This is a genomic window from Streptomyces sp. NPDC111656 (assembly GCF_055656965.1).
Genome location: NZ_JBVKCA010000002.1, coordinates 697064 through 721007 on the forward strand (window position 1 = coordinate 697064; position 23944 = coordinate 721007).

23 protein-coding genes are annotated in these 23944 nt (G+C 70.8%); 3 read left to right on the plus strand and 20 right to left on the minus strand.

From position 1 onward, the window contains the following. The first annotated feature begins 1 nt into the window (after position 1). The gene (locus tag ACZ7M3_RS08660; RefSeq protein ID WP_393020738.1) at positions 2-709 is read left to right on the plus strand and encodes an ester cyclase; all 708 of its coding nucleotides are present in this window, start codon (positions 2-4) and stop codon (positions 707-709) included. A 99-nt stretch (positions 710-808) separates the two neighbouring features. Here the strand turns inward: ACZ7M3_RS08660 and groL are convergent, their stop codons facing one another. From groL to ACZ7M3_RS08680, 4 genes are all read right to left on the minus strand, one after another. Beyond that, the gene (gene groL / locus ACZ7M3_RS08665; RefSeq protein ID WP_355302813.1) at positions 809-2437 is read right to left on the minus strand and encodes a chaperonin GroEL; all 1629 of its coding nucleotides are present in this window, start codon (positions 2435-2437) and stop codon (positions 809-811) included. Positions 2438-2566: 129 nt separating this feature from the next. Further along, a complete protein-coding gene (gene groES / locus ACZ7M3_RS08670) occupies positions 2567-2875 on the minus strand; it encodes a co-chaperone GroES (RefSeq protein WP_060901476.1) in 309 nt (102 codons plus the stop codon). A gap of 237 nt (positions 2876-3112) precedes the next feature. After that, the gene (locus ACZ7M3_RS08675; RefSeq protein WP_472061799.1) at positions 3113-3889 is read right to left on the minus strand and encodes a polysaccharide deacetylase family protein; all 777 of its coding nucleotides are present in this window, start codon (positions 3887-3889) and stop codon (positions 3113-3115) included. Next, complete coding sequence (locus ACZ7M3_RS08680) at positions 3886-4812, minus strand: polysaccharide deacetylase family protein (protein ID WP_472061801.1); 927 nt, start codon at positions 4810-4812, stop codon at positions 3886-3888. Before ACZ7M3_RS08680 ends, ACZ7M3_RS08675 begins: the two co-directional genes overlap by 4 nt. Positions 4813-4922: 110 nt before the next feature. Here ACZ7M3_RS08680 and ACZ7M3_RS08685 point away from each other — a divergent pair, with 110 nt between their 5' ends. After that, positions 4923-6110 carry a class I SAM-dependent methyltransferase gene (locus tag ACZ7M3_RS08685; protein ID WP_355487701.1) on the plus strand — a complete coding sequence of 396 codons (1188 nt, stop codon included), beginning with the start codon at positions 4923-4925 and terminating at the stop codon, positions 6108-6110. Here ACZ7M3_RS08685 and ACZ7M3_RS08690 read toward each other — a convergent pair. From ACZ7M3_RS08690 to ACZ7M3_RS08705, 4 genes are all read right to left on the minus strand, one after another. After that, on the minus strand, positions 6107-7423 hold the full coding sequence (locus ACZ7M3_RS08690) for an RNA polymerase sigma factor (RefSeq protein ID WP_472061803.1): 1317 nt from the start codon (positions 7421-7423) through the stop codon (positions 6107-6109). The two genes, ACZ7M3_RS08685 and ACZ7M3_RS08690, sit on opposite strands and share 4 nt — an antisense overlap. 260 nt (positions 7424-7683) lie before the next feature. Further along, the gene (locus tag ACZ7M3_RS08695; RefSeq protein WP_060901481.1) at positions 7684-8040 is read right to left on the minus strand and encodes a YciI family protein; all 357 of its coding nucleotides are present in this window, start codon (positions 8038-8040) and stop codon (positions 7684-7686) included. A gap of 142 nt (positions 8041-8182) precedes the next feature. Then, entirely contained in the window at positions 8183-8761 is a 579-nt protein-coding gene (locus tag ACZ7M3_RS08700; RefSeq protein WP_472061805.1) for a Uma2 family endonuclease, read from the minus strand. 59 nt (positions 8762-8820) lie between these two features. Further along, on the minus strand, positions 8821-9696 hold the full coding sequence (locus ACZ7M3_RS08705; RefSeq protein ID WP_472061807.1) for a hypothetical protein: 876 nt from the start codon (positions 9694-9696) through the stop codon (positions 8821-8823). Positions 9697-10023: 327 nt separating this feature from the next. On the opposite strand from ACZ7M3_RS08705, the gene ACZ7M3_RS08710 reads away from it, so the two are divergent. Beyond that, positions 10024-10629 carry a class I SAM-dependent methyltransferase gene (locus tag ACZ7M3_RS08710; RefSeq protein WP_472061809.1) on the plus strand — a complete coding sequence of 202 codons (606 nt, stop codon included), beginning with the start codon at positions 10024-10026 and terminating at the stop codon, positions 10627-10629. Here ACZ7M3_RS08710 and ACZ7M3_RS08715 read toward each other — a convergent pair. The 12 genes from ACZ7M3_RS08715 to tsaB all read right to left on the minus strand — a co-directional run bounded on the left by ACZ7M3_RS08715 (position 10622) and on the right by tsaB (position 23905). After that, positions 10622-11617 carry an LCP family protein gene (locus ACZ7M3_RS08715; RefSeq protein WP_472062199.1) on the minus strand — a complete coding sequence of 332 codons (996 nt, stop codon included), beginning with the start codon at positions 11615-11617 and terminating at the stop codon, positions 10622-10624. The two genes, ACZ7M3_RS08710 and ACZ7M3_RS08715, sit on opposite strands and share 8 nt — an antisense overlap. A gap of 205 nt (positions 11618-11822) precedes the next feature. Next, complete coding sequence (locus tag ACZ7M3_RS08720) at positions 11823-13178, minus strand: glycoside hydrolase family 10 protein (protein WP_472061811.1); 1356 nt, start codon at positions 13176-13178, stop codon at positions 11823-11825. An 87-nt stretch (positions 13179-13265) separates the two neighbouring features. After that, complete coding sequence (locus tag ACZ7M3_RS08725) at positions 13266-14327, minus strand: LacI family DNA-binding transcriptional regulator (protein WP_472061812.1); 1062 nt, start codon at positions 14325-14327, stop codon at positions 13266-13268. Positions 14328-14439: 112 nt separating this feature from the next. After that, positions 14440-16665 carry a beta-xylosidase/alpha-l-arabinosidase gene (locus tag ACZ7M3_RS08730; protein WP_472061814.1) on the minus strand — a complete coding sequence of 742 codons (2226 nt, stop codon included), beginning with the start codon at positions 16663-16665 and terminating at the stop codon, positions 14440-14442. Between the two features lie 43 nt (positions 16666-16708). Further along, entirely contained in the window at positions 16709-17473 is a 765-nt protein-coding gene (locus ACZ7M3_RS08735) for a carbohydrate ABC transporter permease (RefSeq protein WP_388533033.1), read from the minus strand. Between the two features lie 113 nt (positions 17474-17586). Continuing rightward, on the minus strand, positions 17587-18603 hold the full coding sequence (locus tag ACZ7M3_RS08740) for a carbohydrate ABC transporter permease (RefSeq protein ID WP_472061816.1): 1017 nt from the start codon (positions 18601-18603) through the stop codon (positions 17587-17589). A gap of 9 nt (positions 18604-18612) precedes the next feature. Then, on the minus strand, positions 18613-19923 hold the full coding sequence (locus ACZ7M3_RS08745) for an extracellular solute-binding protein (protein ID WP_472061818.1): 1311 nt from the start codon (positions 19921-19923) through the stop codon (positions 18613-18615). Positions 19924-20209: 286 nt separating this feature from the next. Continuing rightward, positions 20210-21250 (minus strand): LacI family DNA-binding transcriptional regulator, encoded by a 1041-nt coding sequence (locus ACZ7M3_RS08750; RefSeq protein WP_438948400.1) that lies wholly within the window; start codon positions 21248-21250, stop codon positions 20210-20212. Positions 21251-21350: 100 nt separating this feature from the next. Continuing rightward, positions 21351-21602, minus strand: a complete 252-nt coding sequence (locus tag ACZ7M3_RS08755; RefSeq protein WP_472061820.1) for a hypothetical protein — start codon at positions 21600-21602, stop codon at positions 21351-21353. Then, positions 21599-22726: a tRNA (adenosine(37)-N6)-threonylcarbamoyltransferase complex transferase subunit TsaD gene (gene tsaD / locus ACZ7M3_RS08760; RefSeq protein ID WP_351302658.1), complete on the minus strand. Its 1128-nt coding sequence runs from the start codon at positions 22724-22726 to the stop codon at positions 21599-21601. The genes ACZ7M3_RS08755 and tsaD overlap by 4 nt, the downstream gene beginning before the upstream one ends. Beyond that, complete coding sequence (gene rimI / locus ACZ7M3_RS08765) at positions 22719-23225, minus strand: ribosomal protein S18-alanine N-acetyltransferase (protein ID WP_095857849.1); 507 nt, start codon at positions 23223-23225, stop codon at positions 22719-22721. Before rimI ends, tsaD begins: the two co-directional genes overlap by 8 nt. 17 nt (positions 23226-23242) lie before the next feature. Further along, positions 23243-23905: a tRNA (adenosine(37)-N6)-threonylcarbamoyltransferase complex dimerization subunit type 1 TsaB gene (gene tsaB, locus ACZ7M3_RS08770; protein WP_351527718.1), complete on the minus strand. Its 663-nt coding sequence runs from the start codon at positions 23903-23905 to the stop codon at positions 23243-23245. Positions 23906-23944: the final 39 nt, after the last annotated feature.

The window sequence follows — 23944 nt, forward strand, 5'->3', positions numbered from 1 at the left end:
CATGACATTCGTACAGCTCATCGATTGCAGGACCAGCCGGTTCGACGAGATGAACCAGCTGATGGACACATGGGTCGAGAAGACCAGGGGCAAGCGGACCGCGACGCACAGTGTGATCGGCAAGGACCGCTCCGACGCGACCCACTTCATAGAGATCGTGGAGTTCCCCTCGTTCGAGGAGGCGATGCGGAACTCGAACCTCCCCGAGACCGACAGGATCTTCCAGGAGATGGTGGCGCTCTGCGACGGGCTGCCGACGTTCACCGACCTGGACGTGGTGCGGGACGAGCAGTTGTTCGCGGCCAACATCCGCAGGTTCTTCGAGACGTTGGCCGGCCCGGGTGAACTGCCGCCGCTCAACGGTCTGATGGTGGAGAGCTACCACGACCACGATCCCGCCAACGAGCAGGACACCATCGGCCTCGACGCGATGCGGCGCGAGATCGAGATGTGGCGCGGCGGTTTCGACTTCACGTTCACCGTCGAGGACCAGCTCACCCAGGGCGACCGGGTCTGCACCCGGTGGGCCTGGAACGGCACCCACAAGGGCGACTTCATGGGGATCCCGGCGACCGGGAAGCAGGTCACCATGACCGGCACGACCGTCTTCCGCTGCCGGGAGGACGGGAAGATCGCCGAGGGCTGGTGGCAGTACGACCGGCTGGGGCTGTTGGCTCAGCTGGGGGCGCTGGACTCGCTGGAGCAGTAGTGCGGTGGTCGGTGGCGCGGTGGTCGGTCGTCGGTGGTGCCGCGTACGGGAGAAGCCCCCGTTCCGTGCGGAACGGGGGCTTCTTCGGGAGTACGAGACTCAGTGGGAGTGCCCGTGGCCGTGGCCGTGACCGGCGTCGGCCTCCTCCTCGGCCGGCTTCTCGACGACCAGGGTCTCGGTCGTGAGGAGCAGGGAGGCGATGGAGGCGGCGTTCTCCAGGGCGGAGCGGGTGACCTTGACCGGGTCGATGACACCGGACTTGACCAGGTCGCCGTACTCGCCGGTGGCCGCGTTGAAGCCCTGGCCCTTGTCGAGCTCGGCGACCTTGGAGGTGATGACGTAACCCTCCAGGCCGGCGTTCTCGGCGATCCAGCGCAGCGGCTCGACGGCGGCCTTGCGGACGACCGCGACACCCGTGGCCTCGTCGCCGGTCTTGTCGAGGTTGCCCTCGAGGATCTTCACGGCGTGGACGAGCGCGGAGCCACCACCGGAGACGATGCCCTCCTCGACCGCGGCGCGGGTCGCGGAGATGGCGTCCTCCAGACGGTGCTTCTTCTCCTTGAGCTCGACCTCGGTGGCGGCGCCGACCTTGATCACGCACACGCCGCCGGCCAGCTTCGCGAGGCGCTCCTGGAGCTTCTCGCGGTCCCAGTCGGAGTCGGTGTTCTCGATCTCGGCCTTGATCTGGTTGACCCGGCCGACGACCTCCTCGGAGTTGCCGCCACCGTCGACGATGGTGGTGTCGTCCTTGGTGACGGTGACACGGCGGGCGCTGCCCAGCACGTCCAGACCGACCTGGTCGAGCTTGAGGCCGACCTCCTCGGCGATGACCTGACCACCGGTGAGGGTGGCGATGTCGCCGAGCATGGCCTTGCGGCGGTCACCGAAGCCGGGGGCCTTCACGGCGACGGCGTTGAACGTGCCGCGGATCTTGTTCACGACCAGGGTCGACAGGGCCTCGCCCTCGACGTCCTCGGCGATGATCAGCAGCGGCCGGGAGGCGTTGGACTGGATGACCTTCTCCAGCAGCGGCAGCAGGTCCTGGATGGAGCTGATCTTGCCCTGGTGGATGAGGATGTACGGGTCGTCGAGGACGGCCTCCATACGCTCCTGGTCGGACACCATGTACGGCGACAGGTAGCCCTTGTCGAAGGCCATGCCCTCGGTGAAGTCGAGCTCCAGGCCGAAGGTGTTGGACTCCTCGACGGTGATGACACCGTCCTTGCCGACCTTGTCCATCGCCTCGGCGATGAGCTCGCCGACCTGCGGGTCCTGGGCGGACAGCGCGGCGACGGCCGCGATGTCGGACTTCTCCTCGATCGGGCGCGCGGTGGCGAGGAGCTCGTCCGAGACCGCCTTGACGGCCGCGTCGATGCCCTTCTTCAGCAGCGCCGGGGAGGCACCCGCGGCGACGTTCTTCAGGCCCTCGCGGACGAGCGCCTGGGCCAGCACGGTGGCGGTGGTCGTACCGTCACCCGCGATGTCGTTGGTCTTGGTCGCCACCTCCTTCACCAGCTGGGCGCCGAGGTTCTCGTACGGGTCGTCGAGCTCGACCTCGCGGGCGATGGTGACACCGTCGTTGGTGATGGTGGGTGCGCCGAACTTCTTGTCGATGACGACGTTGCGGCCCTTGGGGCCGATCGTCACCTTGACCGTGTCGGCAAGCTTGTTGACGCCGCGCTCGAGGGCGCGACGGGCGTCCTCGTCGAACTTCAGGATCTTCGCCATGGGAGCGATTCAGCCCTCTCGGAAAACTGGGGTGAACGAACCGCGCCCCCGACGCCCGGCTGGTTATGGTCGCGGGGGCCAGGGGCGCAGTTCACTGCAAAACTGGGTGGAACGGTGAAGCTCGGTGAACTACTTCTCGATGATCGCGAGCACGTCGCGAGCCGAGAGGACGAGGTACTCCTCGCCGTTGTACTTCACCTCGGTGCCGCCGTACTTGCTGTACAGCACGATGTCGCCGGTGCTGACGTCGAGCGGCAGGCGCTCGCCGTTCTCGAAGCGGCCCGGGCCCACGGCGAGGACGACGCCCTCCTGGGGCTTCTCCTTCGCGGTGTCCGGGATGACCAGGCCGGAAGCCGTGGTCTGCTCGGCGTCCAGCGGCTGGACCACAACACGGTCCTCGAGCGGCTTGATGGCAACCTTGGAGCTGGTGGTCGTCACGATCCGACCTCCCCCTTCGGAGATCTCACGGGGTTAACTGTCTGAGGTGGCGACCAGGTGGATCCGTCGTCGCGGGTGCCGGACCTGCCCGTCGCTATTGGCACTCTCCAGGGGGGAGTGCCAGGGCCGAGACTATGACCGCGATTAGCACTCGGTCAAGCGGAGTGCCAAAGCCTCCGGCGTGGCGTGGGGTTTTGGGCACCCGGCGTGCGTGTCGGCGTACCCCTGGCCGCATGGTCAGAGGTAGTTCTCCAGGCGCGCCGGTGTGAAGCCCTCCGCCTGGATGCGTCGCAGGAGCCTGACCGTCGCCTCCGTGAGGTTGGGCTCCTCGAAGCCGGAGAGGATGTCACCCGGTCGCAGGCGGTGGGCGTCGGGCTCCCGGCCGAGGACCACGGCCGCGACCCCGCAGTCGGCGGCGGCGTGCAGCGTGGTGGTGTCGTAGGTGCCGTAGGGGGGACGGAAGAGCCGGGGGCGGACGCCGAAGCGGGCCTTGAGCTTCTCCTGCTGGCCGCAGATCTCGGCCCGCTGGCCCGCGTACGGCAGTCCACGCAGCGAGGCGTGGTGAAGGGTGTGGTTCTGCACGCTCGCGCCGACCGTCCGCAGCTGGGCGAAGTGCCCGTACCCCGGCCCGACGACACTGTCCGTGAGGAACATGCTGACCGGCAGCCGCAGTTCACGGACCATGTCGACGAACCGCGGATCGCGCTCGGCACCGTCGTCGTACGTCAGGAAGACCACCTTGTCGCGGGTGGGTACGCGGTCCACGACGGGGGCGAGCCCGGGCGCCGCGCCGTGGAGGGCGGGCCGGGCGGGCCGGCGCGGTGCGGCGGCGAGCGGGGTGGGCAGCCCCCAGTGCCGGTACGTCGCCGGGGTCGGCCCGTTCGGCCTGGACCTGCGTACCTCCGCGGCCTTCTTGCCCAGCCGTTCGATCGGGTCGACGGACTGGGCACAGCCGGTGCAGCCGGTCAGGAGGGCCGCGGTGAGCGCCCCCGCGACCAGCGCCCGCGTTCTCACAGGTAGTCCTCCAGCCGTGCCACCGCGTACCCCTTGTCGGTGACCAGCTTCAGGAAGCGGCGGATCATGTCGGGCATGGTGCCGTCCCAGTCCTCCCTGCCGCGGAAGTGGGTGAGGACGATGTCGCCGGGGTGCAGGTCGTGGTCCCAGTCGCGGTACTCCCAGTGGTCGACGAAGACCTCCTCGTCCCAGATGGGCGCGTACTTGATGCCACAGGACTTGGCGGCACGCAGGGTGTCCCGGTTGTAGTTGCCGTAGGGCGGCCTGAAGACCTTGGGGCGCTTGCCGAACTGCTTCTCCATGATGTCCTGCATGCCGCAGATCTCGTGCTGCTGCTCCTCGTACGACAGCCCCGGCAGATAGGGGTGGGTGAGGGTGTGGTTGTTGAGGGTGACACCCCGGTCGCGCATCTTCCGGAAGTACCCGTAGTCGTCCTTGACCAGGTAGTTGCTCAGGAAGGCGGTGTACGGGATCTTCAGGTCGCTCATCATCCTGAGGAACGCCGGGTCCTTCTCGGAGCCGTCGTCGATGGTGAGGAAGACGACCTTGTCCTTGGTGGGGACGGTCGTGAAGACCGGCGGCAGGCCGAGCTCTTCCTGATCGGTGACCTCGAAGCCGTCGCGGGGTCCGATGACCGGCTTCCTCGCGGGGGCCGGCGGCGCGGCCAACGGGACCTTCGTGAGCCCCCAGTGCTTGGCCGCGACGGCCCGGGCGGCCTGCTGCGCGCGGAGCCTGGCGGCGTAGGAGTCGAGGGCGCGGGCCGGGGGCGCGTGCAGCGCCTCGGGTCCCCCGGCCACGCGGGCGCCGTTGGTGTCGTCGTCGGCGCAACCGGACGCGAGGGCGGCGACGGCGAGGACGGCCACCCCGCTCCACACGCGCGCCCTCTTTGCGTTGTTTTTGTACTTTTGTCGTACTGATCGCATGGTGTCGGATCCTCGCAGGCCACCACCCGTCCACAGCTCCGACACCGCGACCCGGGGCGCACCGTCCACCGACTGGCCCACACCCACCCGCACTGACCGACAATGGGCCCGTGAACGACGTCTCCTTCGCCTCTCTCCTCACCCCCGAGGGCCACGCCCTGCTCGACGAGGTGCGCGGCACCGAACCGGCCCAGGAGCTGGCCGTCGCCACCCGGCTGCGCCGCGACCACCCGGCCGAACTGGTCTCGGCCGCGCTCGGGCAGGCGCGGCTGCGGCAGCGGGCGGCGGCGAAGTTCGGTGCCGAGGACGCGGAGCGGATGTACTTCACCCCGAACGGGGTCGAGCAGTCGACGCGCACCACGGTCGCCACCCATCGCGCGCGGCGGCTGCGGTCCCTGGGTGTGCGCTCGGTCGCCGACCTGTGCTCCGGCATCGGCGGCGACGCGATCGCGCTGGCCCGTGCCGGGATCCGCGTCCTCGCCGTCGACCGCGACCCGCTGACGGTGGCGGTGGCGCGCGCGAACGCCGAGGCGCTCGGGCTCGCCGACCTGATCGAGGTGCGCGAGGCCGATGTCACCGAGGTCGACACGCAGGCGTACGACGCGGTCTTCGTGGACCCGGCGCGGCGCGGCGGACGCGGCCGTATTTTCGATCCGGAGGCGTACTCGCCCCCGCTCTCCTGGGCGATCGCGACGGCTCTGAAGGCCCCGCTCGCCGCCCTGAAGATCGCCCCGGGCATCCCCCACGAGGCGGTCCCCGCCGAGGCCGAGGCCGAGTGGATCTCGGACGCCGGTGACGTGAAGGAGGCGGTGCTGTGGTTCGGCACCGAGCCGGGGCTGGTGCGGGCCACCCTGCTGCCCGGCCCGCGCGAGCTGCGCGGCCGCGGCCTGCCCGACCCCGCGGTGCGAGCGGTCGGGCGCTACCTGTACGAGCCCGACGGCGCCGTCATCCGCGCCCATCTGGTCGCCGAGGTCGCCGAGGAGGTCGACGGCGGCCTGGTCGACGAGACGATCGCGTACATCACGGCGGACGAACTGCGCCCGACGCCGTACGCCGCCGCCTACGAGATCACCGACCGACTTCCCTTCAACGTGAAGAAGTTGAAGGCGCTGCTGCGGGAGCGGGGGGTCGGGGTACTGACGGTGAAGAAGCGGGGGTCGGCGGTCGAGCCGGAGGAACTCCGCAAGAAGGCCCTGCCCAAGTCGCACGGCCCCCACTCGGCCACCGTCTTCCTGACCAGGGTCGCGGGGGCACCGACGATGCTGCTCGGCCACCCGGCCCAGCGGCACGCCTCCTAGCGGCAGTCCCGCGCCCTCGTCTCCAGCAGCTCGCGTTCCCGTTCGTTGCGGGCCAGGCCCGCGGCTCGTTCGAACTCCGCGCGGGCCTCCGTCGTACGGCCGAGGCGGGCCAGCAGGTCGCCTCGGACGCTGGGCAGCAGGTGGTAGTCGCGCAGAGCCGGTTCGCCGGCCAGCCGGTCGACGATCTCCAGCGCCGGGGCGGGGCCCTCGGCCATGGAGACGGCGACGGCGCGGTTCAACTCGACCACGGGAGACGGGGAACGGGCCGCCAGCAGCCCGTACAGGGTGGCGATCCGTCCCCAGTCCGTGTCCTCGTACGCGTACGCCTGGGCGTGACAGGCGGCGATGGCGGCCTGGAGGGCGTACGGGCCAGGGGGTCCGGTGGTGACGGCGCTCGCCCGGCCGAGGGCGGCGAAGCCGCGGCGGATCAGCAGACGGTTCCAGCGGCGCCGGCTCTGGTCCTTGAGGAGGACGGGCTCGCCCGAGGGGCCGGTGCGGGCGGCGGCGCGGGACTCCTGGAGTTCCAACAGGGACACCAGCCCGTGCACTTCGGGCTCCTTGGGCATCAACTCGGCCAGCACGCGGGCCAGTCGCAGCGCGTCCTCGCACAGCGCGGGGCGCAGCAGGTCGTCGCCCGCCGTGGCCGCGTATCCCTCGTTGAAGACCAGGTAGATGACCTCGAGCACGGACCCGAGGCGGGCCTCGCGGTCCGGGCCGTAGGGGACCTCGAAGGGGACGCCCTTCGTCGCCAGGGTGCGCTTGGCGCGCACGATGCGCTGGGCGACGGTCGCCTCCGGGGCGAGGAAGGCGCGGGCGATCTCGGGGGTGGTCAGACCGCCGACCAGGCGCAGGGTGAGGGCGATACGGGCCTCGGCGGAGAGGACGGGGTGGCAGGCGGTGAAGACGAGCCGCAGCAGGTCGTCGTCGATGTCGTCCGGGTCGGAGGGTTCGTCGAGGTGGTGCGGGGCGGTCACCGAGAGGTCCCGCCCCACCTCCGCCAGCTTGCGCGCGTACTGCTCCCGGCGGCGTACGAGATCGATCGCACGACGCTTGGCCGTGGTCGTCAGCCAGGCGCCCGGGTTGTCCGGGACGCCGTCCCGGGGCCACTGCTCCAGCGCCGCGACCAGGGCGTCCTGCGCGAGCTCCTCGGCGATGCCGACGTCGCGGACGATGCGGGAGACGCCCGCGATGACGCGGGGCGACTCGATCCGGAAGATCGTCTCGACGGCGTCGACCGCTTCGGCGGCACCTCGGGTGGCCCCGGACGCGACGGACTGCGTGACGGGCGTGACGGCGGGCTGCTGCTCTTCCACAACCCACCATCAGACACCCGCGACGGCCACAGGCCAAGGAACCGCTAGCGCCTGTCCGGCGGATCAGGTCGCAGGAAACGGGCGGTGCCTCATCGACGCCGGTGAGCGGGGTTTGGTGCGTGCAGCTGCAAGGCGGAGGAGGGAGTCATGGCGGAGCCATGGCGACCGACGACAACGCCGCTGGGGGCACCCCCTGCTCGAAGAGCTTGGGGGAGTGCGCACCAAACCCCGCGTCTGCGGCATGATCCGCCGGACAGGTCCTAGCCCTCGGCGATCTCCCGCACCTCGCAGGTCACCGTCCAGTGCTCCTCGTGCACCTTCAGGAAGCGCTTGGTCCACTCCAGGGCCTCGGCCATGTCCTTGCACTGCATGAGCGCGTAGCCGCCGACGACCTCCTTGGACTCGGTGAAGGGCCCGTCGGTGACGGACAGCTGCCCGCCCGACCAGTGCACCCGCTTGCCCTGGGCGGACGGCGTCAGCCCGGCGGTGTCGAGCATGACCCCCGCCTTGGTGATCTCCTCGATCAGCTCGCCCATCCGCTGCATCAGCTCCGGGCTCGGGCCCTCGGCGGGCGCCGTGCTCTCGTCGATCTGGACCAGCGACAGGTAACGCGGCATGGTGACTCCTCGTGTCCGTGGTGCCTCGGAGGCGGGGCTTCTCCCTGCCTCTCACCCGTGCGTCGAACGGGAGACACCGGTTTCGACACCGCCCCCGGATTTCTTTGGATTTTTTCTCGCGGCGGGGTGCGGCGGCTACGGCTCAGTCGGCGAAGTCCTTGAGCTTCTGCGTCTCCAGCGTGAACCCGACCGGATCCGGCAGCTCGATCACCGCTCCGAACGCCCGGGTGGTGAGGGAGCGGTAGACGCCGCCCTCGGGATCGCCGTGCACGGTCACGCTGTCCGTGTCCCGGTCGACGAGGAGGTAGACGGGGATGCCGGCGGCCGCGTATCCGTCGGGCTTCTCGATCCGGTCACGCCGGTCGGCGTCCCGGTCGTGCGAGGTGACCTCGACGACCATCAGGACGCCCGCGGGCTCGGCCCACTCGCCCATACCGGTGAAATACTCCTCGGGCGCCAAGACCCCGTCCGGCTTGGCTCGCCCCTTGCGGTAGGCCTCGACCTTCAGCCCTTGTTCCGGATAGAGGAACAGCTCAGGCCGGTGCTGCATGCACCGCTTGAGAAGCCAGGCGACGATCTCGCCGTGGTTGCCGTCCGGCATGGGCTTGACCCCGATCTTTCCGTTCAGGAATTCCAGCCGCGCCGACTCGGGCGCGTGACGGGCGAGCTCCTCGAATTCCTCGACGAGCATCTGGGGCCGGTCGGCAGTGCTGGGGGTCATGGCGTCGCCTCCTCCCCTCCATCCTGCCCCGGTCACGGGCGGACCGTGCTGCAAGGTCGTCACGTGCCTGCTCCTTTCTTCGTTCTGGTCCCCGTACGGGTCCCCGCGCGCAGTGCGGCGCGCAACTGTCCGACATGGGCGCGCACCTCATCGGCCGCGAGGGCGGGCCGCCCGCCCCAGCACCCCCCGCACAACCCGCCCCGCAGCTCGTCACCGTCACCGCCCGGCTCCCCGCACGCCGTGCACACCACCTCGTACCGGGGCGCCGGTGACTGTGGCCGCGGCTCGGGCGGCGGGGGCAGTTTGGCGAGGAGCCGGGCGCGTACGAAGGCGTACGCGTGCGCCACACGCTCCGGAAGCCCCGCCGTCAGCGCCTGGACGAGCTGTGCCTCACCCGCGCCCCGCGCGAACCACTCGGCGGCCTCCTCCTCCAGCGCCGCGCACTCCCCCGCCGACAGCGTGAGCCGGGCGTCGATGCGGCCGAGCCGGGCCAGCGCGCCGTACGCCGTCGAGCGCGCCGCCTGCGCCACGGGCCGGTCGGTCACCGGCGTCCGCCCGGCAAGGAAGGCGTTCCACCAGGCGTCGTCGTGCGCGGTGCGCGAGAAGAAGGTGTTCCAGACCCAGCGGGGGCAGCCGTCGACGGTGACGGGACGGCGCACTCGGCGCAGATGGCCCGCCGCCGAGAGGTTGTTGAGGGCGGTGGCCAGGGCGCACTGGCCGTACGGGAGGTGCTTGGCGAGGGTCTTGATGGAGAGGTCCGACTCGTCGGCGAGCCGGTCGATGTACGTCGCGATCGATGCCTCGCGGGCGGGCAGATGCGCGAAGTCGCGACCCGTACGGGGGGTTTGATCGGGCGCCGACCGTTTTCCGTAGCCCGGATTGGCCAGGGGATGGGCGGACGGGCGCGGGGCAGCACTAGGCTGGGCGGTAGCCATGGATCGACCTGTCTTTCGATCAAGTTGGTCAGACCCCCGCGTGGTGCTCCAACACCCACGGGGGTCGATGCTTTCCCGGCGCACGCTACACGTCCGCCACGCTCCGCCGCGACCCGATCACGAAAAGTCATCACCCCTGGCCGGGGCGGCACTTGGGCCGCCGGACAGGGAGGGTGGGTGGGTCAAGCCTCCCGCCCAATCCATACAAAAGCGTCTCGAATCCCGAGCCCCGAAGCTCAAGTCCCGGCGAACGGGGCGCAGAACGGGGCGCAGACGTGCTCGCCACAGCGCGGGGCTGACCCGGGGTCCGGGTGGGCAGGTTCCCGTATGCCCTTCGACCACAACGACCACTACCACCGGCTGCTGCTGCGGAAGTTGCCGAAGCACGGGCGTATCGCCCTCGACGTCGGCTGTGGCACCGGGGGGTTCGCGCGACGGATGGCGGCGCGGGGCTATGAGGTCGACGCCGTCGATCCGTCCGCCGAGGTGATCGCCGCGGCGCGGCGGATCGGGGGCGGCCCCCGGTTCCGGCGGACGGACGTGGCCTCCGCCGGGCTGCCGAAGGGGCACTACGACGTCATCACCTGTCTGGCGAGCCTGCATCACATGCCGTTCGGCACGGTGGCCAGGTTCCGGGAGGCGCTCGCGCCCGGCGGGGTGCTGCTGGTGCTGGGCTGCTACGCGGGCATCACCTGGTGGGACCTCGCCGCCGTGCCCGCCAACGCCGTGGCGCGGGCGGGGGTGGCGATGGGCGAGCGGCTGCGCGGAAGCGAAGCCGTGCCCCTGCGGGCGCCGGTGCGCGAGCCACGGATGTCGCTGGCGGACGTCCGGAGCGAGGCGGCCCGGCTGCTGCCCGGCTCTCGCGTCCGTCAACTCCTCTACTGGCGTTATCTGTTGACGTACCGGGTCGGCGGGGTCGACCGGGTCACTTGAGCGAGGCCCACAGGTCGCTCGCCTCCGGCTCGTCGGCCACCACCCGGTTGGGGTTCGACGGGGCCGTCACCACCGGCATGGTGATCGTCTTGACCTTGTCGGAGGAGAGGGACTTCAGGCTCTGGCCGAGCTTCATCAGTTCGCCCAGCGAGTCGAGCCCCGTGTCCGTCGTCAGACTGCCGGTGACGGCGTCGGCGACCTTGTAGAGCTTGGCGGGGTCGGTCAGCAGGGACGTCGACGCCATCTGTTCCAGCAGCGCCTTCACCAGCTTCTGCTGGAGGCCTATGCGGCCGAGGTCGCTGCCGTCGCCTATGCCGTGCCGGGTGCGGGCAAGGGCCAGGGCCTGGGTGCCGCCCAGGTGGTGCGTGCCCGCCTTCAGGTGCAGATGGCTCTTGTCGTCGTCGATGTCCTGGTCCGTCGTGACCGTGACGCCGCCGAGCGCGTCCACCAGCTTCGCGAAGCCGGAGAAGTCGATCTCGATGTAGTGGTCCATGCGGACGTCGGTGAGGGACTCGACGGTCTTCACCGCGCAGACCGGACCGCCCACCGAGTACGCGCTGTTGAACATCGCGTCGTACGCCACCGAGGTCGCCCCGCCGGACGAGGTCGGGCACGACGGGCGGGTCACCAGGGTGTCCCGGGGGATGCTCACCACCGTCGCCTCGGTGCGGCCCGCGTCGATGTGGACGACCATCGCCGTGTCGGAACGGGCGCCCGAGCTGTCACCGCCCCCGAGCGTGGCGTTCGCCGTCCCGCTGCGCGAGTCGGAGCCGAGGACCAGGATGTTCACGGCGCCGCTCGATAGCGGGGCGGCCGAGGCGGACGCGGACGCCGACGGGGCCGACACCGCCTTCGCCGGACGGTCGTCGCCCAGCGCGCTGTTGATGTCCACGCTCTTGATGTTGTCGTTCAGATGCCAGTAGACCCAGCCCGCCCCCGCCGCGGAGAGCACGAGGACGCCGGCGAGCGTGATGCCGGCGGCTTTCAGTAGACCTCTCCGCCGTCCGGCACGTCTCGCGGCGCCCTCGTTCCCGTCCTCGTTCTCGACCCCGTTCCCGTCCCCGCGCCCGGCCCCATGTCCGCCCCCGCGCTCCTCTTCTGCAGTCACGCGGAGGAACGTAAGTCCGAATTATTACGAGCAGGAACCTCTTCTGGGGTTTCCTTCGGAAAATCTCAGACTTCTCACGCCGCCCTCAGCCCAGCGTCACCGTGGGCACCGGATTGCTTCCGCTCCATGAGGCGTTGAACCCGAACGTCACTGATCCGCCGTTCGGTACCGTTCCGTTGTAAGAGGCGTTCGCGCACGTCACCGCCGCACCGGACTGGGTGCAGTCGGCGTTCCAGGCCTGAGTGATCCGCTGGCCCGCGCCGTACGTCCAGTTCACCTTCCACGACGACAGCGCGGCCCCGGAACAGGCGATCCTCACCTGCCCCGTGAACCCCGCGTTCCACTGGCTCTGGACGCCGTACGTCGCCGTGCAGGCACCCGTGGGCGGTGGTGTCGTGGTCCCGCCCAGCGAGCCCGCGATCGCGTGGTACGCCGGTTTCGGCACGTAGTTCTCGTCGTACGGGGTCGCCGCGCCGTAGCCGGAGAAGACGTCCGGGATCCAGGAGTCGGAGTCGGTGAAGCCCCAGACGGTGACGCCGTAGCACCGGAACACCGCCACGCACGCGTCGAACACGGCCTTGTAGTCGGCGGCCTGCTGCGCCAGCTTCGCGCTGTCGGACGGGAGTTGCATACGGATGTCGAGCTCCGTGATCGCCACGTCGACGCCGAGGTCGGCGAAGCGCTGGATGTTCTGCTGGAGCGTGGACGGCACCTGGCCGAGGATGAGGTGGGCCTGGAGGCCGACCCCGTCGATCGGGACGCCGCGCTCCTTCAGCGACTTGACCAGGTTGTAGAGGGCGGTGCTCTTGGCGCCCACGCCCTCGACGTTGTAGTCGTTGATGTAGAGCTTGGCGCTCGGGTCGGCCGCGCGCGCCCAGGTCAGGGCCTGGGCGATGTAGTCGGAGCCGAGGCCGTTGTACCAGAGGGTCGAGCGGTAGGTGCCGTCCTCGTTGAAGGGCTCGTTCACCACGTCCCAGGCGGCCAGCTTGCCCTTGTAGCGGGTGACCTCGGTGCTGATGTGGTCCTGGAGGAGGGCGCCGAGCTGGGCGGACGTCCAGGTGCCGTTCGTCAGCCAGCTCGGGTTCTGGCTGTGCCAGACCAATGTGTGGCCGCGCACCTGCTGGTTGTGGGCCTGCGCGAAGGCCACGATCTGGTCGGCCTCGGCCCAGTTGTAGGTGCCCCGGGTGGGCTCGACGGTCCCCCACTTCATGGCGTTGCCAGGAGTGAGCGAGTTGAACTGGGCCCCGGCGATGTCGCCGTACGTCCCCGTCAGCTTGGACCCGGTGACGGCGGTGCCGATGACCTTGCCCTTGGCGGCGGCGAGGTCGCGCAGCGGGGTGTCGGCCGCGTGGGCGGCGGGGGCCGCGACCAGCAGGGCGCCGAGGGCGGCGATGCCGGTGAGGACGGACCCCAGGGATAAGCCTGTTCTCAGAGATCTCATGCGGGTGCCTCCGAAAGTTTCGGTCTTGCAACCGATTGGCTTCGGAGGAGTGTGGGGCGGGATGCCCCACACGTCAATACGTCCACTTCACGCCAGTCCGACCGCCGGAGCCGCCCCCGTACTGCTGCGCACCACCAGACTCGTCGCCAGCTCCACCCTGGTCCCCGCCGCCGGCCGCTCCTCGCGCCCCAGCTCCAGCACCAGCTTGGCCGCCGCCTCCGCCATCTCCGTCAGCGGCTGCCGTACGGTCGTCAGCGGCGGCCCGACCCAGCGTGCCACCGGCAGATCGTCGAACCCCACGACGCTCAGGTCCTCCGGGATGCGCAGACCCAGCTCGCGGGCGGCCTCGTACAGGCCGAGCGCCTGGAGGTCGTTGCCGGTGAAGACGGCCGTCGGGCGGTCGGGGCGGCGCAGCAGGTCGAGGCCCAGCCGGTAGCCGTCCTCGTGGTGGAAATTCCCGGTTCTGATCAGCTCCGGGTCCACCGGCAGCCCCGCCGTCTCCAGCGCCGCCCGGTATCCGTCGACCCGGGCACGGCTGCACATCATCCGCGAAGGCCCGCTGATCGCGCCGATCCGCCGGTGCCCCAGGTCGACGAGATGGCGGGTCGCGGCCAGCCCGCCGTGCCAGTTGGTGGCGCCGATGGACGGCACGTCGTCGCCCGGGTCGCCCGCCGGGTCCATCACCACGAACGGGATGGACCTGCTGGTCAGCAGCGCGCGCTGGGACTCGTCCAGCCGGGACAGGACGAGGATCACGCCGTGCGGGCGGCGGGCGGCGACCTGGTCGGCCCAGGTCCGCCCGGGGGTCAGCCGTCCCGCGCTCTCCGAGAGGACGACGCTCAGCCCCTCGTCCCGCGCCACGTTCTCGACGCCCCGGATCACCTCCATCGCCCAGGCGCTCTCCAGCTCGTGGAAGACCACGTCGATGAGGGGCGAGCGGGTCGCCTCGGCCCGGCGGCGCCGGTAGCCGTACGCGCGCAGCAGCTCCTCGACCCGGGTGCGGGTGGCCGGGGCGACATCGGCCCGGCCGTTGAGCACCTTCGAAACAGTCGGAGCGGAGACGCCGGCCTCGCGGGCGATCTCGGCAAGGGTCGCGGTCCCCGAGGAACGGTCCGCCATCCGATTCTCCACGGGCTTCGCGGGATTCATGGGCGCGATCGTATCCCCGGGTGCACGCCGGGCGACCCCTCTCCGACCTCGGTAAGGTCCGTAACATTCAGAGACTGGCGAGAAACATTCGGCCGCCGCGAGAACCGACGGCTCACTTCACGCGCACCTCGCACCGCATCCGCCGCTCCCGGCCCACCACCCGCTCGGGCCCGGTCAGCGTCACCGGCACCGCGTACCGCACCCCGCCCTCGGCGCTGGACGCCCCCAACCGCAGCTCCAGCTCCCCCGGTTCGACGATCCGGTCGCCGTCCGGGCCGGTGTACGCGGCCAGGTCCGCCGGGACCGTGAAGTGGACCTCCGCCGACGCGCCCGCCTCCAGCGGCACCCGCGCGTAGCCCACCAGCCGGGCCACCGGCCGCGCCACCTTGCCGACCGGGTCGTGGAGATAGAGCTGCACGACCTCGGTACCGGCCCGCTCCCCCGTGTTGCGGACGGTCAGCCGCAGGGTCGTCTCGCCGTCCGTCGGGAACGCGGTGTCGTCGACCGATGGCGCCTGCCAGTCGTACGTCGTGTACGACAGCCCGTGTCCGAAGGGGAACAGCGGCGTCGGGTCGAGGTTGCTGGCCTCGCCGCGCTGTCCGAGCGGCGGGGCGAGATACGTCCACGGCTGCCCGGCCCGCTCGCGCGGCACGCTCACCGGGAGCCGCCCCGACGGGTTCACCCGCCCGGACAGCACCCCGGCCACCGCGGGACCCCCCTCCTGTCCCGCGAAGAACGCCTGCACCACCGCCGCGCACCGGTCCGCCCAGCGCCCGAGCGCGTACGGCCGCCCCGACAGCAGCACCAGCACGACCGGTGTCCCGGAGGCCAGCGTCTTGTCGACCAGCTCCCCCTGTCCCTCGGGCAGTTCGAGATCGGCCACGTCGCACCCCTCGCCCGAGGTGCCCCGCCCGAACAGCCCCGAGCGGTCGCCGACCGCGACCACACACACGTCGGCGGCCACCGGATCGTCGGTGAACTCCACGTCCGGCAGCTCGGCGCGCAGCGCCTCCAGCAGCGTCGGCACGTCCACCCCCCTCTCGACCTCGGGGTGGTCGAGGAGGACATGGCGGGGGAAGGTGTAGCAGCCGAGCATGGCCGCCGGGTCGTCGGCCAGCGGACCGAGAACCGCGATCCTCCGCACCCCGGACGCCAGCGGCAACGTACCCCCGTTGGCCAGCAGGACGACCGACTCCTCCGCCAGCTGCCGGGCCAACGCCCGCATGTGCGGCGGATCGAGATCGACGGAAGCGGAGTCGGCGGGCGGTGCCCAGTCGGGGTCCAGCAGCCCCAGTTCGCACTTCTGCGTCAGCACCCGCAGCGCGGCCCGGTCCACGAACTCCTCGTCGAGGGGCCCGGCGCCGTAGCAGCGCACGGCGGGCAGCTCGACGTCCACGCCCGCCGCGAGCGCGAGCCCGGCTGCCCCGGCGGGCGAGTCGGTGAGTCCGTGCGCGGTCTCCAGGAAGGACACCCCGAAGTAGTCGGCCACGACCGTGCCGGTGAACTGCCATTCCTCCCGCAGGAGTTCGGTGAGCAGTCGGCGGTGCGCGTGGGCGGGCAGCCCGTCGAGGTCGTTGTACGAGGCCATCACCGACCGCGCGCCGCCCTCCCGTACGGCCATTTCGAACGGCGGCAGGATGACGTCCGCCAGTTCGCGCGGGCCGAGCGAGGCGGGCGCGTGGTTGCGGGCGCCACGGGAGGCCGAGTAGCCGGCGAAGTGCTTGAGGGTGGCGACGACACCCGCCGACTCCAGGCCCTGGACATAGGCGGTGCCGACGGTCGCCACGAGGTAGGGGTCCTCGCCGATCGACTCTTCCGTACGGCCCCAGCGGGGATCGCGTACGACATCGAGGACCGGGGCGAGGCCCTGGTGGACGCCGACCGAGCGCATCGAGGCGCCGATCGTCGCCGCCATCTCCTTCACCAGGGCCGGGTCGAAGCTGGCGCCCCAGGCGAGCGGGGTCGGGAAGACGGTCGCCCGCCAGGCCGTGAACCCGGTGAGGCACTCCTCGTGGGCGAGCGCCGGCAGCCGGAAGCGGTTCGCGGAGCGGATGCGTTCCTGGAGGGAGGCGAGGCGGGCGGCGCCCTCGGCCGGGTCGACCGGCGCGGTGCCGAAGGGGCGGGTCAGCTGGCCGAGCCCGTGCGGGAGCAGCCGGGCCAGGTCGATGTCCTCGGACAGGGCGTGCTGCAGCGGCGCCATGTCCCCGCCCGGGGTCTGGTTCGAGCCGGGCCACACGCTGTAGAGCTGGGCGACCTTCTCTTCCGTGGTCATACGGGCGAGCAGGTCGGCGGCGCGGACGCCTGCGGGCAGAGCGGTGTCCTGCCAGGGGTCGGTCATGTAACTCCTCACATCCACAGAGGCATCTGGAGGGGGCTGGTGTTCAGCCCTTGGTCGCGCCGAGCGTGATGCCGCCGATCAGCTGTCGTTCGGCGACCGCGTAGAAGGCCAGGGCGGGCGCCATGGCGAGGACCAGATACGCGAAGATGCGGGCCAGGTCGGAGGCGTACTGGCCCTGGAACTGCTGGATGCCGACGGGGACCGTCCACCAGGTGGGTTCGCTGAAGACGAGCAGGGGGAGCAGGAAGTTGTTCCAGCTGCCCACGATGGCGAGGACGGAGACGGTGCCGAGCGCCGGGCGGGCCAGCGGCAGCAGGATGCGCCAGAAGAAACCGAACGGGGAGCAGCCGTCGAGGGTGGCGGCCTCCTCCAGTTCGCCGGGGATCTCCCGGAAGAAGCCGCGCAGGATGACGATCGTCATGGGCAGGCCGAACGCGGCCTGGGGCAGGATCACACCCCAGGGGTTGTCCAGCAGCCCGAAGGTGCGCAGCAGGATGAACAGCGGCAGGATCGCCACCGCGAAGGGGAACATCAGCCCCATCGTGAAGACGGTGAAGAGCACTTCCCTGCCCCGGAAGGCGAACCGGGCGAGCGCGTAGGCGGCGAGCGCCGACGCCCCCACGGTCAGCAGGGCGGTGGCGACCGCGATGAGGGTGCTGCTGCCGACGGACCGCCAGAACGGTCCCGAGCCGAGCAGCGAGGTGTAGTTCGAGGTCACCCAGGGGTGGGGAAGGCCGAAGGTGTTGTCGGAGAGCTGGTCGGTGGACTTGAAGCCGGAGACCAGGGCGTACAGCAGTGGGGTCACCATGACCGCGCCGACCAGCCACAGGGTCACGTACACGGGCAGCGTGCGCAGTCTGCGACGGCGTACGACACTCTTCGGGACCGTGTTCTTGGGGACGGTGCTCTTCACGACCGCGCTCATCGGCCTGCTCGCATGGTGGTGATGGCTCCTTCTGTGTCGCGGCGCAGCACGAAACGCTGGTAGGCGAGGGCGAAGACGAGGCTGATCAGGAACATCGCCACGCTGATCGCGCTGGCGTAGCCCATCTGGTAGCGCTTGAAGCCGTACTGGAACATGCTGATGACCATGGTCTCGGAGTGGTGGTCGGGACCGCCCGCGGAGATCACCCACACCAGGTCGAAGAGCTGGATGGCGCCGATCACGGACAGGAACACGCTGATCCGCAGGGTCGGCGCGAGCAGCGGGAGCGTGACGTGACGGAAGCGCTGCCAGCTGCCGGCGCCGTCGATGCGTGCCGCCTCGTGCAGCTCCGCCGGGATGCCCTGGAGGCCTGCCAGGTAGAGCATCATGTGGAAGCCGAAGTACTTCCAGGTCATGACCAGGAAGAGGGTGGGCAGGACGGTGTTCTGGCCCGCGAACCAGAGCCCGCCCAGGCCGTCGAGACCGACCGCGCCGAGGACCTTGTCGGCGAGTCCGTCGCCCGGCGCGAAGATCATGCTGAACAGCACGCCGGTGATGACCTCGGACAGGATGTACGGCGCGAAGAACAGCATCCGGTAGACGGCCCGGCCGCGCAGTCTCTGGTTGAGCAGCACGGCCATGGCGAGCGCGAACGGCAGCTGGAGGACGAGGGAGAAGGCGATGAGCAGGAAGCCGCGCCACAGGTCCCCGAGGAACACCGGGTCGTGGAGGAGCCGGGTGTAGTTGTCGAACCCCACGGAGTCGGTGGGCGAGCCGAATCCGCCCCAGTTGAAGAAGCTGACGTAGAAGGCGTAGCCCATCGGCAGGAGGACGAGCATCCCGAACAGGGCGAGCGCCGGGACGGTGAAGACGAAGGCCGCGAACCAGTCGCGCATGCGCCGCAGGGCGGGACGGCGGGGACCCCCGCCCGGTGAAACGGCCGTCGCGCCGGTCGGCTTGCCGAGATCGGGCACATACGTCGACGCGGTCGAGGTCGAGGTCGAGTGCGTCATCGCCGGCCGCTAGCTCTTCTCGCTCTTGGCGACCTGGGTCACCGAACGCGTGACCTGCTCGGGCGACTTGGAGCCGGCGATGAGCGCGGCGACGCTGTCGTTGATCTCCTGGCCGACGGCGGGGGCGTAGGCCTGGTCGAGGTAGAGCTGGAAGCCGGTGGCATTGTTCAGGGCGTCCGACACGGCGGTGAGGTTGGGGTCGGTCAGCGCGGGGCGCGCGTCCTTGGACACCGGTATCAGGCCGGTCTCCTTGACGAGGGTCTCGGCGAACTCCTTCTCCGCGAAGAACTTCAGGAACTCCACCGCCGCGTCCGGCGCCCCCTTGCGCACCGCGTGGCCGCCGCCCCCGCCGAACACCTCGGTGAGCGCGCCCTTTCCGCCCTCCACGGAGGGGAAGGAGAAGAAGCCGAGATCGGCGCCGAGGCCCTTGCCGGACGACTTCTCGACGCTCGGCGCCCACTGGCCCATCAGCTCCATGGCCGCCTTGCCGTTGCCCATGGTGGCGGCCTCGCCGTTGGGCTCGGAGTAGGCGGCGCCGAGGAACCCCTTCTGGAAGGGTTCGAGCGCGACGAGGTCCTTGAGGTGCTGGCCGGCCGTGACGAACCCCTCGCCGGTGAAGTCGGCGTCGGTGGCGGCCTTCTGCATCGCCTCCAGTCCGGCGACGCGCATCGACAGGTACGCCCAGAAGTACATGCCGGGCCACTTCTCCTTGCCGGCCAGCGCGATGGGCGTGATCCCGGCGCTCTTGAGGGCTCTGATGGTGTCGAGATAGCCGGACCAGGTGGTGGGCGGCGTGTCGATCTTGGCCTTCTTGAAGAGCGCCTTGTTGTACCAGAAGCCGACCATGCCGATGTCGAACGGGACCGCGTACGTCTTCTTGTCGAACTGGTAGGCCGCCAGCGAGGCGGGCACGTAGTCCTTCGTCCAGGAGACGGTCTTGTCGGTCAGGTCCTCGACCAGACCCGCGTCGATCTGCTGCTTGAGGACCCCGCCGCCCCAGGTGTGGAAGACGTCCGGCAGTTTCCCGGAGGTGGTCAGCGCGGTCATCTTGGACTTGTACGCCTCGTTCTCCAGCGTGACGATCTTGACCTTCACGTCCGGGTGCGCGGCCTCGAAGTCCTTGGCGCGCTGGGCCCACAGCTTCTTCGCCGGGTCGGTGGTGGTGATGTTCCACCACTCGATCGTGGTCTTGCCCGAACTGCTCCCGCTGTCGGAGGAACCGCACGCACTCAGGGCGGCCGCGCCCAGTCCGGTCGCCGCGGATGCCGCCAGGAACCTCCGGCGGGAGAAAGAGGTGTAGGTGTTGCCCAACGCTCGCATCGCACACCTTCCGGAAGAGGGCCGATAATTATCGGCCGAGTGCGCCGGAAGTTACGGGGGTACGACAGACGTGTCAACGCCCCTGACAAATATCGGAAGTTCTCGATGCGCGGGCCGGTGGGGGCTGGTCGCGCCCCGCGGCGGAGCCGCTGATGTACACAGCCCCGCTCCCCTTCGGGCGCGCCGGGATCAGCGCCCCTTCAGGGGCGCGGGGAACTGCGCGACCAGCCACGAATCACCCGCAGCCGCCGAACCGCCCTCGACCACCCCGCCCCTGAGGCGCCCCTCAACCCCGTCGCGCCGTACTCGCCCGCACGACCAGCTCAGTAGCCAACTCGACCCGAGGAGAGACCGGATCCTCGCCGAGCGCCAGCCGGAGCACCGTGCGCGTGGCCAACTTCCCCATGTCCGCGAGCGGCTGCCGCACCGTCGTGAGCGGCGGCGCCGACCACCGGACCTCCGGCAGGTCGTCGAACCCGACGACACTCATGTCCTCGGGCACCCGCAACCCCCGCCGCCGCAACGCCTCGATGGCCCCGAGCGCCATCTGGTCACTCGCCGCGAACACCGCGGTCGGCGGTTCCTCCAGGTCGAGCAGCGTGTTGCAGCCGTCGAAGCCGGCCTGATGGTAGAAGTCCCCCGGCACGATCAGCGCGTCGTCGACCGCGACCCCCGCGCCGTCCAGCGCCGCCCGGTACCCGTCGAGCCGCGCCCGCGAGCACAGCAACCGCACGGGCCCGGCGACAAAGCCGATCCGCCGGTGCCCGAGCCCGAGCAGATGCTCCGTCGCCGCCATCCCGCCCGCCCAGTTGGCGGCGCCGACGGTCGGCACGTCGAGGGTCGGGGACCCCGCCGGATCGATCACGACCAGCGGCACCCCGAGCCGCCGCAACTCCTCGTGCAGCCGGGGTTCGAGGACCGAGGTCACGAGGATCACGCCGTCCGAGGCGCGGGCGCGCAGATTGGTCATCCACTGCCGGGCCGAGCCCGACGCACCGTGGATGGCGGAGACGACCGTGCCCACCCCGGAGGCGTGCGCGACCTCCTCGACGCCGCGGATGATCTCCACGGCCCAGGGGCTGTCGAGGTCGTTGAAGACCAGGTCGATCAGGGCCGCCCGGTCGCCGGGCGCGGACGACTTGCGCTGGTAGCCGTGGCGCCGCAGCAGGTCCTCGATGCGGGCCCGGGTCTCCGGCGACACGTCGGAGCGGCCGTTGACGACGCGCGACACGGTGGGCACCGAGACGCCGGCCTGCCGGGCGATCTCGGTGATCGTCACCTTGTTCTTGATGCTCTCCCGGGCCACTGCGCCCACCTCCGTCGACACGTCGAACCGCCCCTCTACCGTTCCACACCCACACACGAAACTTTGCAGGAGTCTTCCGGAAAAGCGAGGTCGGCGTGAAGCCCGGCCGGGGACGAAAGCGTCAGGAGACCGACTCGAACCGCCACCGATGGACCGCCCGGGTCACCAACTCCCCTTCCGGCTCCGGGAGTTCGGGCAGATCGGCGTCGTAGGGCGCATCCCACCAGGTGATGACGAGCACCCGGTCCTGCGGCGCGCGCAGGACCTCCCGCCGCAGCGGCTCGCTCGCCAGCTCCTGCCTCCGCACCCAGGCGAGCAGTTCCTCGCCCCGCCCGGGGACGGCCCGCGCCTCCCACATCAGCGCGACGCTCACGAGTACAGGTTCTCCTTGGAGACCTCGTGCACGTGGTCATGAGCGTGTCCAGGGCCGTGGTCGTGGCCATGCTCATGTGAACGGCCGGGCACATGCGGGTCCGTCACCGGCAGTGAGGAGTCGGCCGACAGGTCCCAGTCGGAGGCGGCCCGGTTGCGGGAGACCATCTCCGCGCCCAGCGCGGCCACCATCGCCCCGTTGTCCGTGCACAGCTTCGGCCGCGGCACCCGCAGCCGGATCCCCGCGGCCTCGCAGCGCTCCTGCGCGAGCGCCCGCAGCCGTGAGTTCGCCGCCACGCCGCCACCGATCATGAGGTGGTCGACGCCCTGGTCCTTGCAGGCCCGTACGGCCTTGCGGGTCAGCACGTCGACTACCGCCTCCTGGAAGGAGGCCGACACGTCACGCACCGGCACCTCCTCGCCCGCCGCCCGCTTGGCCTCGATCCAGCGGGCCACGGACGTCTTCAGGCCGGAGAAGGAGAAGTCGTACGCCGGGTCGCGCGGCCCGGTGAGCCCGCGCGGAAAGGCGATCGCGGAGGGGTCGCCCTCCTTCGCGTACCGGTCGATGACCGGACCGCCGGGGAAGCCGAGGTTGAGCACGCGCGCGATCTTGTCGAAGGCCTCGCCCGCGGCGTCGTCGATGGTCGCGCCCATGGGCCGTACGTCGGAGGTGATGTCGGTCGAGAGCAGCAGGGACGAGTGACCGCCCGACACGAGCAGGGCCATCGTGGGCTCCGGCAGCGGGCCGTGTTCCAGCTGGTCCACGCAGATGTGGGAGGCGAGGTGGTTGACGCCGTACAGGGGCTTGCCCAGCGCGTAGGCGTACGCCTTCGCCGCCGAGACCCCGACGAGCAGCGCGCCGGCCAGCCCGGGCCCCGCGGTGACGGCGATGCCGTCCAGGTCCCTGGCGCTCACCCCCGCGTCCTTGAGCGCCCGGTCGATGGTCGGCACCATCGCCTCCAGGTGGGCGCGGGAGGCGACCTCGGGCACGACGCCGCCGAAGCGGGCGTGCTCGTCGACGCTGGAGGCGACGGCGTCTGCGAGCAGCGTGTTGCCGCGGACGATGCCGACGCCGGTCTCGTCGCAGGAGGTCTCGATACCCAGGACCAGCGGTTCGTCAGCCATTGCTCTCTGTTCCTTGTGCGCCGTTTACTGAGGGTGAACCCGGGGCGGAGCCGCTGTCGGACGCGGTCCGCATCCGCATGACCAGGGCGTCGACGTTGCCCGGCTGGTAGTAGCCGCGGCGGAAGCCGATGGGCTCGAAGCCGAAGCGCTCGTACAGCTTCTGCGCGCGGACGTTGTCCACACGGCACTCGAGCATGACCTCGGCGCACTCGAACGCGGTCGCGGCCCGCAGCAGCTCGGTCAGCAGCCGGGCTCCGAGGCCGGTGCCCCACTGATCACGTCGTACGGCGATGGTCTGTACGTCGCCCAGGTCGCCGGAGGCGGCGAGCCCGGCGTATCCGACGAGTCGGCCGCTCTCGGTCGCCACCACATACCGGCGCGTCGCCCCGGGCCCGCGGGCGTGGGCCAGCTCGGACCAGAACATCCCCCGCGACCAGGCGTCCTCGGGAAAGAGGTCCTTCTCCAGCTCCAGTACGGGATCGATGTCCCACCAGCGCATCTCGCGCAGCTCGGCGGTCACTTCGGGGTGACCACCTTGTAGTTCTTGGGCACCTGGGCGTCCGGGCGGCGCAGGTAGAGGGGCCGGGGCGCCTCGAGCTCCTCGCCCGCGGCGAGTTTCTCCGCCGCCAGGGACGCGAGCGCGCCCGCCGAGACATGCTCGGGAGCACGAGCGTCCGGGAAGGTGTCGGGATAGAGCAGCGCACCCGCACCCACGGCGGGCAGAGCGGCGACCCTCCCGGCGATGTCGGCGGGCCGGTCGACGGCGGGCTCGGAGACACGCGTACGGGGGTCGTCGTACAGCGCCCAGTACACCTCCTTGCGCCGGGCGTCCGTCGCGACGACGAACGGGCCCTCGACGCCGGTGCCGTCGGCGGCGTACGCGAGCCCGTCGAGGGTGCACAGGCCGTGCACGGGCACGCCGAGCACGAGGCCGAAGGTGTCGGCGGTCATGAGGCCGACGCGCAGCCCCGTGTACGGGCCGGGGCCCACGCCCACGACGATGCCGGTGACGGCGTCCAGCTTGAGGCCTGCCTCGGCGAGCACCCGGTCGACGGCCGGCAGCAGCAGCTCTCCGTGCCGGCGCGCGTCCACCTGGCTCGACGAGGCGATGACGGACGTGCCGTCGTGCAGGGCGACGGTCACGGCGGGGGTGGCGGTATCCAGAGCGAGCAAGAGCACGCAAACAGCCTACGGCGCCCGAGCGGGACGCACGGCCGT